This is a genomic window from Exiguobacterium sp. A1_3_1, from assembly GCF_048985645.1.
Classification (GTDB): Bacteria; Bacillota; Bacilli; order Exiguobacteriales; family Exiguobacteriaceae; genus Exiguobacterium_A; species Exiguobacterium_A indicum.
Window position 1 is genome coordinate 1 of record NZ_WBYY01000072.1, and the last position, 14,395, is coordinate 14,395.

14 protein-coding genes are annotated in these 14,395 nt (G+C 48.6%); 6 read left to right on the forward strand and 8 right to left on the reverse strand.

The features are described from left to right. The first annotated feature begins 331 nt into the window (after positions 1-331). Genes F8N00_RS09225 through F8N00_RS09240 form a run of 4 tightly spaced genes read left to right on the forward strand, consistent with a single transcriptional unit; the run spans position 332 to position 3,111 of the window. A complete protein-coding gene (locus tag F8N00_RS09225) occupies positions 332-571 on the forward strand; it encodes a NifU N-terminal domain-containing protein (protein WP_023469118.1) in 240 nt (79 codons plus the stop codon). Between the two features lie 56 nt (positions 572-627). Then, entirely contained in the window at positions 628-1,422 is a 795-nt protein-coding gene (locus tag F8N00_RS09230) for a glycosyltransferase family 2 protein (RefSeq protein WP_035396406.1), read from the forward strand. A gap of 4 nt (positions 1,423-1,426) precedes the next feature. Further along, positions 1,427-1,924: an Lrp/AsnC family transcriptional regulator gene (locus F8N00_RS09235; RefSeq protein WP_023469120.1), complete on the forward strand. Its 498-nt coding sequence runs from the start codon at positions 1,427-1,429 to the stop codon at positions 1,922-1,924. Continuing rightward, positions 1,921-3,111: an aminotransferase gene (locus F8N00_RS09240; RefSeq protein WP_058713852.1), complete on the forward strand. Its 1,191-nt coding sequence runs from the start codon at positions 1,921-1,923 to the stop codon at positions 3,109-3,111. Before F8N00_RS09235 ends, F8N00_RS09240 begins: the two co-directional genes overlap by 4 nt. 42 nt (positions 3,112-3,153) lie before the next feature. Here the strand turns inward: F8N00_RS09240 and F8N00_RS09245 are convergent, their stop codons facing one another. Then, positions 3,154-4,041 (reverse strand): MazG nucleotide pyrophosphohydrolase domain-containing protein, encoded by an 888-nt coding sequence (locus F8N00_RS09245; RefSeq protein ID WP_241492593.1) that lies wholly within the window; start codon positions 4,039-4,041, stop codon positions 3,154-3,156. Continuing rightward, positions 4,007-4,192 (reverse strand): hypothetical protein, encoded by a 186-nt coding sequence (locus F8N00_RS09250; RefSeq protein ID WP_421018088.1) that lies wholly within the window; start codon positions 4,190-4,192, stop codon positions 4,007-4,009. The genes F8N00_RS09245 and F8N00_RS09250 overlap by 35 nt, the downstream gene beginning before the upstream one ends. A 93-nt stretch (positions 4,193-4,285) precedes the next feature. On the opposite strand from F8N00_RS09250, the gene ytvI reads away from it, so the two are divergent. Next, positions 4,286-5,410 carry a sporulation integral membrane protein YtvI gene (gene ytvI, locus F8N00_RS09255; protein WP_035396400.1) on the forward strand — a complete coding sequence of 375 codons (1,125 nt, stop codon included), beginning with the start codon at positions 4,286-4,288 and terminating at the stop codon, positions 5,408-5,410. On the opposite strand, the gene F8N00_RS09260 is transcribed toward ytvI, so the two are convergent. The 3 genes from F8N00_RS09260 to F8N00_RS09270 are packed head-to-tail and all read right to left on the reverse strand — an operon-like array spanning position 5,390 to position 7,618. Beyond that, positions 5,390-6,058 (reverse strand): DUF429 domain-containing protein, encoded by a 669-nt coding sequence (locus F8N00_RS09260; protein WP_421018089.1) that lies wholly within the window; start codon positions 6,056-6,058, stop codon positions 5,390-5,392. The genes ytvI and F8N00_RS09260 overlap by 21 nt on opposite strands. Then, a complete protein-coding gene (locus F8N00_RS09265) occupies positions 6,039-6,209 on the reverse strand; it encodes a hypothetical protein (RefSeq protein WP_023469126.1) in 171 nt (56 codons plus the stop codon). The genes F8N00_RS09260 and F8N00_RS09265 overlap by 20 nt, the downstream gene beginning before the upstream one ends. Further along, on the reverse strand, positions 6,206-7,618 hold the full coding sequence (locus F8N00_RS09270; protein ID WP_023469127.1) for a leucyl aminopeptidase: 1,413 nt from the start codon (positions 7,616-7,618) through the stop codon (positions 6,206-6,208). Before F8N00_RS09270 ends, F8N00_RS09265 begins: the two co-directional genes overlap by 4 nt. A 353-nt stretch (positions 7,619-7,971) precedes the next feature. Here F8N00_RS09270 and ptsP point away from each other — a divergent pair, with 353 nt between their 5' ends. Further along, complete coding sequence (gene ptsP, locus F8N00_RS09275; protein WP_421018090.1) at positions 7,972-9,696, forward strand: phosphoenolpyruvate--protein phosphotransferase; 1,725 nt, start codon at positions 7,972-7,974, stop codon at positions 9,694-9,696. Between the two features lie 109 nt (positions 9,697-9,805). Here the strand turns inward: ptsP and F8N00_RS09280 are convergent, their stop codons facing one another. From F8N00_RS09280 to F8N00_RS09290, 3 genes are all read right to left on the reverse strand, one after another. Further along, the gene (locus F8N00_RS09280) at positions 9,806-11,323 is read right to left on the reverse strand and encodes an MDR family MFS transporter (RefSeq protein WP_023469129.1); all 1,518 of its coding nucleotides are present in this window, start codon (positions 11,321-11,323) and stop codon (positions 9,806-9,808) included. 152 nt (positions 11,324-11,475) lie between these two features. Continuing rightward, positions 11,476-13,587 carry a glucose-specific PTS transporter subunit IIBC gene (gene ptsG / locus F8N00_RS09285; RefSeq protein ID WP_075643069.1) on the reverse strand — a complete coding sequence of 704 codons (2,112 nt, stop codon included), beginning with the start codon at positions 13,585-13,587 and terminating at the stop codon, positions 11,476-11,478. A 130-nt stretch (positions 13,588-13,717) separates the two neighbouring features. After that, positions 13,718-14,395: glucose PTS transporter subunit EIIB (locus tag F8N00_RS09290; protein WP_421018091.1), on the reverse strand; the 678-nt coding region annotated here is incomplete at its 5' end.

The following is a 14,395-nucleotide window of genomic DNA, read 5'->3' on the forward strand; positions in this document are numbered from 1 at the left end:
TGGGCTCGGAGATGTGTATAAGAGACAGAGATATAGGTTATCACTGAAATTCAAAAAAATAACCCCTTGCTTTGAAATTCAGGTAAAACAATTTGAAAAAGGCATCATGACGCCTTTTGAGATATATTGAGATAGCGAGTAAAATGCATTATAAGGTCAAGTGAACCGTTAAAACAAAGATGGTCCATTTCTCCTACTAGAAGAAAAATATTCTCTTCGAATTTTCTGATATACTGAACGTATCGATCTTCCGTCTATCAGGAAGAAGGATTCCATCCATCTATCACGAAAAGACGGCATATACGTATGTACGTTGAAAGGAGCTTACCTCATGCAAGTCGATTACACACCAAATCCGAATTCCGTCAAAATCACGCTCGAAGAACAGCGCTTCGGTGCTAAAAGTACGAGTGTCAAAAAAGAAGATACACCTGAAGATGCGTTGCTCGCATCACTGATCGCCCTTGATGGCATCGACAATCTGTTCGCTTACGGCGACTTCGTGACGGTTACGAAAGAACCAGAAGCAGAATGGAACGAACTGCTACCACGCATTGAAGCAAACATGTAAAAAACAAGAAGACACCTGTTCCTGGACAGGTGTCTTTGTTCAAGGAGCGATCACTGATGCCAACCGTATCCATCATCATTCCGACGTATAATCGTCCTCGTGAATTAGCAGAAGCGCTAGAAGCATTGACGCGTCAACACTATCAAGACTTCGAAGTCATCGTCTTAAACAATAATGGAGACGATGTCTCAGCAGTGACGGCTGCCTATCAGGACCGTCTTCAACTGACCTATGTCGCGTTACCTGAAAACCATCATGTTCGTGCTCGAAATCATGGTGTCACGCTCGCTTCCGGTCGGTATATCTTACTTCATGACGACGACGACCTCTTATTACCGAGTCACCTCGAAGAAGCGGTCGGCGATCTCGAAGCTGGTGCTGATCTCACCTATACGGACGCGGAGCTCTTTACGTATCGCTGGGAAGGCGATCACCGGATCGCACTTGATTCTGAGCCGTTCGCATATCCGTACGATCCGGAGACGATTCGAGAAGACTCGACATATATTCCGTCCGGGTCGCTCTACCGTAAATCGCTCCACGATCAACTTGGTCTGTTTGACGAAGACGTCTTCAATTACTGGGACTGGGACTGGATCTTACGCGTCGGCAAGGATCATTTAATACTGCACCCGGCGCGCGCGACCGTCTTATATGCTTTCAATCCATCAGGTAATCATGAATCCGCACGTCAGGATGCAGCCCGACGCGTCTTTTTTGAACGCCTCGTTGAAAAACACCAACTTCCGACAAATGAAATGAAGAACTTCCATATCGTCCAGGCTGAGCGACGCGAACGATTGCGCCAGACCCGCCGTACCTTCAATGGTCAATTGACAGAAAGTGAGTGATCCCATGTACACCGAAAAACAACTCGAATTATTAGCATTATTAACACAAAATGGTCCGATGGACTTGGACTTGCTTGCGCAAATGCTCGACTGGGAAGCGTCAGAAGTAGCCGCTTCGATCGAGACATTCAAACGCGACGGTGTCCTACTCGGTTACACTGCTGTCATCGACTGGCAAAAGATTCATGCCCATCATGGCGTGACGGCTTTCATCGATGTCAAAGTCACACCGAAACGTGGACGCGGTTTTGACGAGGTAGCGGAGCGGATCCATCGTTTCCCGGAAGTGACGTCCCTCTATTTGATGTCAGGCGCATATGACTTACAAGTCGTCCTTGATGGCAAATCGCTACAAGAAGTCTCTCAATTCGTCTCGGAAAAATTATCGACGCTCGACTCCGTCATCTCGACGACGACCCATTTCCGCTTGAAGACCTACAAGCACGATGGTGTCCTCTTCAGTCAGGATGATGACGACAAACGATTGAAGGTGTCTCCATGAAGTCTCTATCTGAACGTGTCGAACAGTTAGCCCCATCCGGCATCCGTCGTTTCTTTGATTTAGCAGGATCGATGGAAGACGTCATCTCCCTTGGTGTCGGCGAACCTGATTTCGTCACGCCATGGAATGTTCGCGAAGCGAGCTTCGCAGCACTCGAACAAGGCTATACAGCGTATAGTGCCAACGCCGGTTTACTCGAGTTACGTCAGGAAATCGCGCTCTACATGCAAGAAAAGTTCGCCATCTCCTATTCGACGACGGAAGAAATCATCGTCACGACCGGAGCCTCAGAAGGACTTGATCTCGCTTTTCGTAGTTTGATCAATCCAGGAGATGAAGTCATCGTCGTCGAACCGGCATTCGTTTCGTATGCCCCTTTGATTGAACTCGCTGGAGGCATTCCTGTCGCCGCTGCGTGTCATGCAGAAGACGGTTTTGCGATTCAACCGGAAACGATCGAACAGTTGCTGACAGATAAGACGAAAGCGATCATTTTCTGTTTCCCATCGAATCCGACAGGCTCAACGATGTCGCGCGATCAATTAGCGGACCTAGCGTTACTCGTCCAAAAGCATGATCTATATGTCATCAGTGACGAGATCTATGCGGAACTTTCCTACGAAACGGAAGCAATCTGCTTCGCGACCCTTCCCGGTATGCGGGAGCGGACGATCATCATCAACGGCTTCTCGAAAGCCTTCGCGATGACAGGCTGGCGGCTTGGTTTCACTTGCGCCCCACCTGCGATCACGCAATCGATGCTGAAGGTCCATCAATACGGCATGATGTGTGCCCCGACACTCGTTCAATTCGCGGGCATTGAAGCACTGCGTTCTCGTCATAAGACGGTCCCTGACATGGTGACGAGTTATCGGCAACGCCGGAACTACTTCGTTAAGGCGCTAAACGATGCGGGTCTTCCGACACACTTACCAGGTGGCGCTTTCTATGCCTTTCCGTACATCGGTCATACCGGACTGACGAGTGAACAGTTTGCTGAGCAACTGCTACTCGCTGAGCGCGTCGCCGTCGTTCCAGGATCCGTCTTCGGAGCAAGCGGTGAAGGTTATGTCCGGGCAAGTTATGCAAGTTCGATTGAACAACTCCAAGAAGCGATCGCTCGGATTCAGCGCTTCATGAAAAAATGGCAGACTCAAGATGAGGCAGCATCGTCACATTCACACTAAAAAAATGATCCGCCTTGCTCCGAAGAGTAGGCGGATCATTTTTTAGTCTACATAAAGAACGAGGAACATCCGATGATCGTCTTCTGCATGATACGGCGAGATTGGACCGAGTTGTGGCGCAAAGACTTCCAACCGATACGGTGAATCCTTAAAGTCAAGTGGTGTCCGCTCTTTGATCAAGCGCCCCATTTCGTCCGCTAGTTCTTTCACTTCAACCAAACTACGCGAGCGTTCCATCGGTGCTTCGAAGACGAATGCCTCGATTCCCTCAATCGACGCACATCGGAGGAAACGCCGGAGTGACGGCAATGCTGCTTCCATGTTGTCCTCGATCGTTTGGTTCTCCTCGTACACAGGGGCTCCCCAGAGGCGCGCCTCACTTCCAGTCGCACTCCGGAAATGATCAATCGTCTCTTCCGTGATGGGATCACGCGTCAACGCGAAGCGTGTTTTATCCCGCTTCAGATTCTTTTCATTCGTCCGGTCGATTTCTGTCAGTAAATCCAGTTGAAGTGGTCGTGCTAACCGAAACAATTCGCGTTGCAGACGTGCTAAGGAATGACCAATCGGAACAATCGTATCTTTCGCTTTCGGCGGTTTATCGCCTTCATATCCGTTCATGACACGTGCGATTTGTCCGGCCTCATGCACGAGTCGATAAAACGAACCGTCCTGATCATCGTTTGCTGTATCAAGCGTCTCATGCTGTGCTGCAAGATCCGCCACGTATTGATTTGCAAGGCAGGTCGAGATCATCAAGACATCGACCAGCTCCAAGCGAAGGGCTTCTAAATCATTTTGTTCCAGTGCTTCACCGACCTCACCGACTTCTTCCGTCAGGCGTGCGAGACCAGATAGTGGTCGAAAATAACCGCCGAGTGAGCGAATCGTCGCATCAACCTTTTGTTGTAGTGTCTTCATCTGTTCCATCTGTCTGACCCTCCACGATTGCTTGGCGTACGTGCCTTTCTGTCTCTTGTTTGACGTGTTGTGCATACGCCTGATTTTTCTTCCATTCCCGGATTCCGACAGATGTCGCAGCAATCAACGTAGCAATTAGTCCGATTTCTCTTTTACGCATCGAGATCTCCTCCTTTTGAATGACTCGTAATCTACCTAAACATGATATGATGATATCAATAAATTCTACATAATCCAGTAAGAGGTGTTGCTTGTGTCGACTGAACGTCTTTGGCAAATGGCCCGGTTCCTGACGGTGATCTTCGCCTTCTTAATTGGTGGATGGTTACTCATCCGCCTCTCGTCCATCTTATATCCGTTTGTCTTTGCGTTTCTGCTTGCCCTTTTCAGCCGTCCGCTCGTCGATTTCTTCCAAAAGCGGTTACGGATCAATCGTGGATGGGGTGCGTTGCTATCGATCATTTTGATCAGTGGCTTATTAGTTGGTTCGCTCGCCTTGATCATCATGCAGTTGATTCGCGGTCTTGTATTTGTCGCCAACCAATTACCGGCGCAAATCCAAGAGTTGAGCCTGTATTTTCAAAAGCTGTACAATGAAAAACTGGCACCCATCTGGAACGATGCTTCCGAAGCCTTACGCTCACTGGAACCATCGCAACAAAATACGGTTCAAAACAGTATCCAATCCCTCGGTAGTTCACTTGCGAGTGCGATTGGCGAAGGATCAAAAAGTATCGCTATGATGCTACAGACAGTCCTTGCGACGTTACCATCGATTGCACTGATTTTCGTCATCGTCCTACTCGCTTGGTTCTTCATCGCAAAAGATTGGCACCAATACGAGATGCGATTGAAGCGCTATGAGATGCTTCCTTGGTTCGCTCGTTTCGAGTCGGTCTTCCTGAGCTTACGATCTGCCTTATTCGGCTATCTCAAAGCGCAACTCACGTTGATCACGATCACGTTCTTCATCGTTTTGATCGGTTTGTTCATCATTGGTGTCGAGCATCCGTTCGCAGTTGCTTTTATCGCTGCCTTTTTTGATATCTTGCCGTATCTTGGCACCGGTTCCGTCTTCCTGCCTTGGATTGCCTATTCAATCATCACGGGCGATACGACACTTGCGATTGGACTCGGGATTCTATACGCTCTCGTCATTCTGCAGCGTAACATCATGGAACCGAAAATCGTCGGCGATAATATCGGGATTCAACCAATCACGGCGTTGATTGCGCTGTTCGTCGGGATCAAATTCTTTGGTGTCTTCGGACTGATTCTCGGACCATTGATCGCTGTCATCCTAAAAGCACTCTACAACGCCCAGATTTTTCATTATATTTGGGACTTCGTCAAAGGATCACCCACACCATTTCGGTGAGGGTGATTTTTTTGGTACAGCTGCATATAACGGATATCCTTCCGGATCCACCGGTCGACTCGCCGGCAAGTAATCACACGGAAAACGGGCGCCCGTCGCAAGCAGACAAGCGTCAAGCCAATCATCGACCGCAATATGCGACTGACGCTGTTCCCATAACGGCGGACAATCAAAGCGCTCGAGTAATTCGATTCGTTCTGCAATGCCTTCGGTCGTTTTCTTTGAAAAGCGTGCTGGATGACCGGCGAGTCGTGCGAAACAGACTTCCGGATGGGCTTCAATCATCTCCGTTCGATATACGCTGCGGACTTCTCGGATTTTCGGTAATAGGTACCACGCTTGTTTTGAAAGCCCGATCCCCGCATGTTGTTTGGCTAAATCATTTGCTTCCATATAGGTAGAAGCTGTCAACGCACTACGAAACGGTGCATTAAAGACACTGCTCGTCCGCCCAGGTCGTAGCTCCAGTCGCAACAGTTGATCCGTTTCCCGTCGTCCTTCCATCAAGCCGATCGGCATATCGATCCAGATCCGGTCAGCTAGCGGAATCTGAGTAAGCGTCGGTTCGACGAATCCCGTATAACGACCATTTTCGTACATAACGACGACCCACCCCGCCTTTGCCGCATCAATCCCGATGACGTGCATTCGTCTTCTCCCGGAAAGAACGCAGTAGTGATAAGACGGTGAAGATACCGATGAACGTTGCGAGACCGAGCGATAGACGATCGCGTGCATCCAAGTACCAGACGATTGTAAGAATCGTCAACAAGACACCGAGTAGATTCCAGCGTCTCATTTTTCTTGCTCGACGAATCGGTACAGACTACGGACCATGACGCCTGTCGCTCCTTTTGGACCAATCTCAGACGCTTGATTTTGTTCCGATGTTCCTGCGATATCGAGGTGCAACCAAGGTGTGTCACCGACGAATTCACCGACGAACGCACCACCGAAGATCATATGTCCCATTCGTCCTGGTGAATTGTTCAAGTCTGCGACTTCCGAACGGCGGACTTGTTTAATGAACGCATCGACATACGGCATTTGCCAGACCATCTCATTCGTCTCTTTCGTCACCTGTTCAAAGCGTTCGTAAAGTGACGCATCGTTTGTCAACGCACCTGTGATTTCTGTTCCAAGCGCGACAAGGACACCACCTGTCAACGTTGCGAGATCGATGATCGCTTTAGGTTGATATTCTTTGACGTACGTGACTGCGTCAGCAAGGACAAGCCGTCCTTCCGCATCCGTGTTCAGGACTTCAATCGTTTTTCCTGCCATCGACGTGATGACGTCATCCGGCTTGAAGGCATCCCCGGAAATCATGTTATCGGTTGCTGGAATGACACCGATGACGTGAACATCTGGCTTCAGTTGACCGAGTGCTTCGAACAGACCAAGAACGGCTGCTGCGCCTCCCATGTCGCCTTTCATTCCGACGATCCCGTCTTTCGGTTTGATGGAATAACCACCTGTATCGAATGTGACACCTTTTCCGACGACCGCGATCGGTGCTTCTGCTGATCCTTTATATTCAAGGACGATCAATTTGGGTGGAATGACGGATCCTTGGTTAACGGCAAGCAAGGCGCCCATCCCGAGTGCTTCCATCTCTTCCTTATCGATGATTCGGAGATCATGTCCATGACGTTCGGCGATGAAACGTGCTTCGTCCGCAAGCGCTGGCGCCGTCAAAAGATTCCCTGGCATCGTTACGAGACGACGCGCTAAGTTCGTCGCTTCGCCCAAGGCCGTACCACGAAGGACGGCTTCGTCATCAGAAGGTAAAACCGTCAGATGTAACGTATACGCTTTCGAAGGCGACGTCTTATAATGTTTGACCTCATATGTAGCGAGGGTGAACGTCTCGGCAATCAGCTCGACTGGTTGCCCTGGGAATGTCGTTGCATCGACTGTGACATGTTCTAAGCGACGTGCTTTGACATGCTGTGCCGCTTTTCCGAGCAAGCGGCGTAAATCGTCTTGCGAGAGCTGATCAACTTTCCCGAGTCCAACGAACAGTACACGTGCGACGTCGCCCGCTAATGTTGGCAATAGACGTAGTTCTCCTCGTTTCGTTGAAATATCGCCTTGACGAACCCACTCTTCTAGTTTGTCACCATACAGTGCTTGTAACCGTTCATCGAGCGGTTGATTTCCAGAAATCCCGACAACGAGTACATCTACGGATTGATTCGTTTGCATATAAAACTCCCCCTTTGACTAGTATCTATTAGTATGAAGTGTTTTCAGTCATTTTCCAACTGATAGCCTCTCGACTTACCGCAAACGCTTTCACTACTTCTGTTCGACAATTTGTCGAAATGCTTGGTTTCAAACAATTGTTGCCCGTTTCACAATATGATAGGATTATACAGGTGAAATGTTGAGACACTTCAAGAAACGATGCGTTTGCTGTTCCGGGAAATGTCTACGTTTTCATTCAAGGGAGAGTGCGCAGAAGGCTCGTTAAGAGAGAGGCGTTTATGGGTATCTATAGATAGCTAAGAAACGAAGTCGTCGCGTTAAAAAAACTTACTGAAAAGAGGGTAATGCACATGGCACAACATATCAAGGGAATTGGCGCTTCTGCAGGGATCGCGATTGCAAAAGCATTCGTGATGGAAACACCGGTCTTTGAGATTCCATCGCACAAAATCGAGGATGCAGCTGCGGAAAAAGAACGTTTCCAAGCGGCAATCGCAAAATCGAAGACGGAACTCGAAGTCATTCGTGAAAATACCTTACAAGAATTAGGTCCAGATAAAGCGGAGATCTTCTCGGCTCACCTTCTCATCTTAGAAGATCCGGAAATCGTCAGTCAGGTGAACGCAAAAATCGAGGACGAGCAAGCAAATGCTGCAAAAGCACTCGATGAAGTCGCAAACATGATGGTCATGATTTTCGAATCAATGGATAACGAATACATGCGCGAACGTGCAGCAGACGTTCGTGACGTCACGAAACGGACGATGGCTCACCTTCTCGGTATCACGTTCGTCACTCCAGCTCAAATCAACGAAGAAGTCATCATCATCGCGGAAGACTTGACTCCTTCGGATACAGCTCAATTGAACCGTAAATATGCTAAAGGTTTCGCAACGAACATTGGTGGCCGGACATCGCACTCTGCCATCATGTCACGTTCACTCGAAATCCCAGCAGTCGTCGGAACAAAAGTCGTCTTGACGGACGTTAAACACGGCGATCTTCTCATCCTTGATGGTGCAGAAGGTGACGTCATCGTCAACCCAAGCGAAGAGCAAGTGGCTGAGTATGAAGCAAAACGCGCAGCATACATCGCACAAAAAGAAGAGTGGAAAAAACTCAAGAACGAAAAAACAATGACGGCTGACGGTCATCACGTCGAGCTCGCTGCAAACATCGGGACACCAAACGATGTCAAAGGCGTTTTGGATAACGGTGCAGAAGCAGTCGGTCTCTACCGTACGGAATTCCTCTACATGGATGCAGAGACATTCCCAACGGAAGATGAGCAGTTCACAGCTTACAAAACGGTTCTCGAATCAATGGGCGATAAAAAAGTCGTCATCCGGACACTTGATATCGGTGGCGATAAAGAATTGTCGTACCTTGATCTCCCACACGAGATGAACCCGTTCCTCGGTTACCGTGCGATCCGTCTCTGTCTCGATCAAACAGACTTGTTCCGTACACAATTACGCGCACTTCTTCGTGCAAGTGCATACGGTAAACTCGCTGTCATGTTCCCGATGATCGCAACGATCGAAGAGTTCCGTGCTGCAAAAGCACTTCTCCTTGAAGAAAAAGCAAACCTCCAAGCTGAAGGCGTCACTGTATCAGAAGACATCGAAGTCGGTATGATGGTCGAAATCCCAGCAACAGCGGTCATGGCTCGTCAGTTCGCAAAAGAAGTCGATTTCTTCTCAGTCGGAACGAACGATTTGATTCAATACACGATGGCAGCAGACCGGATGAACGAAAAAGTATCATACCTGTACCAACCGTTCAACCCAGCGATCTTGAACCTCTTGGACAACGTCATCACTGAAGCACACAAAGCAGGCAAATGGGTCGGCATGTGTGGTGAGATGGCAGGAGAAGAATTGGCTCTTCCAATCCTTCTTGGTCTTGGTCTTGATGAGTTCTCGATGTCAGCATCATCTGTCCTTCGCGCACGTAGCTTGATGACACGCCTCAACAAATCAGAGTGTGAAGCAATCGTTGAGCAAGTACTCGATATGGATACGGCAGAAGAAGTCGTCGACTTCCTCAGCACGACTTTCGACATCAAAAAATAAGTGTTGTCAGACGAATCTGGAGCAATCCAGGTTCGTCTTTTTTTGTCTAATTCAACAAAAAAAACAATGTCCCTTTCTAATAAGAAAGAAGACGTTGTTGAAACGGTGATTATTGAGCTTGCTTCTTCTTCGCTGGCGTTGCTTGTTCCGACAAAATCGGACGCTCGTTCCCCATCAAGAAGATAAAGATGACACCGAGTACTGCTGGAATCAACGCCCAGAAATAGACGGTTGAGATCGATTCTGCAAGCGACGTCTTAATTGCTGTCGCAACTTCTGGTGGCATCTTCGCAAACGCAGCAGCCGTTGGGAACTGTCCACCGGACGGCGCTCCACCTTGCGGCAACCGATCCGTTACAGCTGACGCGAACGTCCGTGATTGGATGATTCCGAGAACCGTGACACCAAGCGTCATCCCGATTGTCCGGAATGTTGAGCCCATCGAGGTCGCTGCGCCCCGACGTTGCATCTCGATGCCGTTGATACTCGCTAGATTCAATAGAGAGAAACTGAAGCCAACACCAAATCCGAGAATGATCATATAAATCGTTACCGCTGTCCGCGATGTCTCAAGCGTCATCGTACTAAGAAGATAGACACCGAGTAGGAAGAAGACCGCTGAGACGATCATGACGTTGCGGAATCCAAACTTGTTCGGCAACTGTCCACCGAGCTGCGCCGAGATGACCGAGGCAATCAACATCGGCATCAGGATCAGACCGGAATTCGTCGCACTGCCACCAAAGACACCTTGCACGAAGATTGGAATGAATACACTCGCTGAGATGAAGACGAATCCATAAAAGAACGCCACGCCTTGTGTTGCCGCAAATAAGCGACGGCGGAATAGACTAAACGTAATGACGGGATCCGCGGCACGTCGTTCAGCAAATGCGAAGGCAACGAATGCGACGAGCGCTGCTCCGAACAGACCAAGAATTTGTGGCGAAGACCATGCATACTCTTTGCCACCCATTTCGAGCGCGAGTAAGAATAACACCAATCCGGCGACAAGCGTAAACGCACCGACATAGTCGATTTTCTGTGTCCGGTGCACCGGTGATTCCTGATAGAAGACCGTCACGAGACCAAGGGCAATCAAACCAAGTGGAATATTAATGTAGAACACCCAGCGCCAGTCGAGGGAATCCGTCAATACGGCACCAAGCAACGGTCCGAAGATACTCGAGATGCCGAAGACCGCTCCAAACAACCCACTGACTTTCCCCCGTTTTTCCGGTGGGAAGATATCAAAGATGATTGTAAAGGCGATCGGCATCAACGCCCCACCACCGAGCCCTTGCAAGGCACGATAGGCAGACAGCTCAATGATCGAGTCTGCCATTCCACATAAGATACTTCCCACCATGAAGAGGAGCATCCCAAAGAGGAAGAAGCGTTTTCTTCCATACATGTCACTCAGTTTACCGAAGATCGGCATCCCAGCAACGGTTGCGATCATGTAAGCCGACGTGACCCATGCATACTGATCAAACCCATTCAGTTCACTGACGATCGTCGGCATCGCTGTCGCAACGATCGTGTTATCCATTGCTGCGACTAAAATTCCAATCAATAATCCGATGACGACAGGTGTCGTATTCGTTTTTGTTGTAGTCGAAGACATCGACGCACCTCATTTCTCAAAAAATTAGCTAACTCTTATAATAGCTAACTTATTGTATCATCATATGTGCAAAATCTCATTATCAAATGTGCTCTACGATCATTTCACACAAAAAAGACGGATCGCTCAGGGCGATCCGTCGCTTTTCTTCTTTACTCTATACGATACGAAATTGCTTCTCCGGCTTCGACCGTCCGTCCAACATCAACGTCGACTTTTCGATCCCCACTATTCGTGACGATGATTGGTGTCAGTAATGATGGTACGAGTGGTCGTACTTGTTCAAGATCGACATTGAGGAGTGGTGTCCCCGGTTCGACACGATCGCCGGCTTTCGCCAACGCCTCGAATCCTTTTCCTTCGAGTGACACCGTATCAATACCGATGTGAATCAAGATTTCATCTCCATTATCCGCAAGAATACCAATCGCGTGTTTCGTCGGGAAGAACGTCGTGATCTCACCAGAGACTGGAGAGACGACATATCCTTCCGTTGGTTCGATCGCATATCCGTCACCCATCATGCGACCGGAGAACACTTGATCCGGTACATCATCGAGAGAACGAATGATACCGCTCAGTGGTGCGACATATCCATCTTCAGGCACGTAAGCCCCACCACGATCCCCAGCGAGTGGACCGGCATCTGCTGTACCAGTTCCAGAAGTCCGTGCTTCGTCTCCCGTTGGTACTTGTGGAATTGGATCTGCTTCCGGTGTTTCTTTCGGTTTATAATTTGGATCTTTCATGATATCTGCCATTTCTGTCTTGATCCCATCGGATTTCGGTCCAAAGATGGCCTGGACGTTATCTCCGACTTCAAGAACACCAGCAGCACCGAGTTCTTTCAAGCGATCCTTATTGACTCCGGACTTATCATTGACCGTAATCCGAAGTCGTGTGATACAAGCATCTAAATGTTTAATGTTTGACGGACCACCGAATGCTTGTAGAATTTCATACGGTAGATCGCCTGCTTGTGCCGTTGAAGTAGCGGCACCTTCTTTAATCGCTTCCCGCCCCGGAATCTTCAGATCAAACTTCGTGATGACGAAACGGAATCCGAAGTAGTAGATGACAGCGAAGACAAGACCGACTGGAATGACGAGCCACCACGAGGTTCGGTTCGGTAGAATCCCGAATAACGTGTAGTCAATCAATCCACCGGAGAACGTCATCCCGATCTTGACGTTCAGTAAATCCATGATCATGAATGAAAGACCTGCAAAAACAGCGTGAACGGCAAACAAGAGTGGTGCAACGAATACGAAGGAGAACTCGACTGGCTCCGTGATACCAGTCAGGAAAGAAGTCAACGCAGCTGAGAAATAAAGACCTTCGACGGCTTTACGACGATCTTTTGCGACCGTATGGTACATCGCAAGACAGGCTGCTGGCAGACCGAACATCATGAATGGATATTTTCCGGTCATATACGTCCCTGCTGTAAATGGTACACCGTCCTTCAACTGTGCGAAGAAGATCCGCTGATCCCCGTTGATGATCGTTCCGGCTTTATCCGTATATTCTCCGAACTGGAACCAGAAGCTTGAGTACCAGATATGGTGAAGACCAAACGGAATCAACGAACGTTCGACGAGTCCAAAGATAAAGGCAGACAACGGTTCGTTCGCTTCGATGATTGTTTTTGAGAATGTGTTGATTCCACTACCGATCGGTGGCCAAATATACGACAAGGCAAACCCTGCGACAAGACTGAATAAGGCGGTTGCGATCGGAACAAAACGCTTCCCTGCGAAGAATCCGAGGAAATCAGGCAGTTTGATTTTAAAGAATTTATTATAACTGTACGCTGCTATCAAACCGGCAATGATCCCTCCGAATACCCCCATTTGCAAGGTCGGTATCCCGAGGACCGTCGCATACGACAAGTCACTCGCTTTCTGTGCTTCCGTGATTTTTTCTGGTGTGATCTGTAAAAACGAACTGATGACCTTGTTCATGATCAAGAAACCGACGATCGCTGCTAGACCGGCGACCCCTTCCCCATTCGCAAGACCAATCGCGACCCCGACGGCAAACAGTAACCCGAGATTCGCAAAGATGATATCACCCGCATCCTGCATGACTCGCCAAATGACGACTAGCGAATCGTTCTCGAGGAACGGTAAATATTGCGTCAAGTTCGGATTTTGAAACGCTGTCCCGAACGCGAGCAATAGCCCCGCTGCCGGTAAAATCGCTACCGGTAGCATCAGGGCCTTACCGATCCGCTGTAAGACACCAAACACGTTTTTCCACATGCGTATATTCCCTCCTTTTTTAAACAAACTACTTAATTCATACCCTAAAATATTCTAGCGCAAAACGATTCTAAAAGATTTTTCCAAAAAAAAATGAGCCCTTCCGCAGAAGGACTCATTTCTTAAAACATTAGACTGTTTTTTCTTGTTTACGTGATGCGATGACGGCTTGGATTTCAGACTTGATGTTGTCTGATTTCGGTCCGTAGATCGCTTGAACGTTGTTACCAACTTCAAGGACACCAGCAGCACCTAATTTTTTCAACTCATCTTTGTTGACTTTTGATTTGTCGAGAACTTCGACACGAAGACGTGTGATACATGCATCCAAGTGTTTGATGTTCGACTCTGAACCGAGTGCATCAAGGATACCTTCAGCGAGTTCAGAACCTTGAGCAGATGAAGTCTCTTGCGCTGCATCTTCACGACCTGGAGTTTTCAGGTTGAACTTGCGGATTGCGAAACGGAATCCAACATAGTAGATGACAGAGAGTGCAAGACCGACGATGATGACGAGCCACCACTGCGTGCGTCCTGGAAGAACACCGAAGAGAAGGAAGTCAATCAAACCACCAGAGAATGTCATACCGATCTTAACGTTCAACAATTGCATCGTCATGAACGAGAGACCTGCGAAGACTGCGTGAACTGCGAACAAGATTGGAGCAACGAACAAGAATGCGAATTCGATTGGCTCTGTGATACCTGTCAAGAATGCTGTAAGTGCTGCTGATCCAAGAAGACCACCAACGACTGCACGGCGCTCAGGACGAGCTTCGTGGTACATAGCAAGAGCTGCTGCTGGAAG

What these genes read in the sequence shown, in the direction of transcription:
- F8N00_RS09270 (WP_023469127.1), bottom strand. Translation starts at nt 7,618, where the DNA reads ATGCAAACGAATCAATCCGTAGATGTACTCGTTGTCGGGATTTCTGGA.
- F8N00_RS09280 (WP_023469129.1), bottom strand. Translation starts at nt 11,323, where the DNA reads ATGTCTTCGACTACAACAAAAACGAATACGACACCTGTCGTCATCGGA.
- F8N00_RS09260 (WP_421018089.1), bottom strand. Translation starts at nt 6,058, where the DNA reads ATGCACGTCATCGGGATTGATGCGGCAAAGGCGGGGTGGGTCGTCGTT.
- F8N00_RS09245 (WP_241492593.1), bottom strand. Translation starts at nt 4,041, where the DNA reads ATGGAACAGATGAAGACACTACAACAAAAGGTTGATGCGACGATTCGC.
- F8N00_RS09250 (WP_421018088.1), bottom strand. Translation starts at nt 4,192, where the DNA reads ATGCGTAAAAGAGAAATCGGACTAATTGCTACGTTGATTGCTGCGACA.
- F8N00_RS09240 (WP_058713852.1), top strand. Translation starts at nt 1,921, where the DNA reads ATGAAGTCTCTATCTGAACGTGTCGAACAGTTAGCCCCATCCGGCATC.
- F8N00_RS09230 (WP_035396406.1), top strand. Translation starts at nt 628, where the DNA reads ATGCCAACCGTATCCATCATCATTCCGACGTATAATCGTCCTCGTGAA.
- ptsG (WP_075643069.1), bottom strand. Translation starts at nt 13,587, where the DNA reads ATGTGGAAAAACGTGTTTGGTGTCTTACAGCGGATCGGTAAGGCCCTG.
- F8N00_RS09265 (WP_023469126.1), bottom strand. Translation starts at nt 6,209, where the DNA reads ATGAGACGCTGGAATCTACTCGGTGTCTTGTTGACGATTCTTACAATC.
- ptsP (WP_421018090.1), top strand. Translation starts at nt 7,972, where the DNA reads ATGGCACAACATATCAAGGGAATTGGCGCTTCTGCAGGGATCGCGATT.
- F8N00_RS09225 (WP_023469118.1), top strand. Translation starts at nt 332, where the DNA reads ATGCAAGTCGATTACACACCAAATCCGAATTCCGTCAAAATCACGCTC.
- F8N00_RS09235 (WP_023469120.1), top strand. Translation starts at nt 1,427, where the DNA reads ATGTACACCGAAAAACAACTCGAATTATTAGCATTATTAACACAAAAT.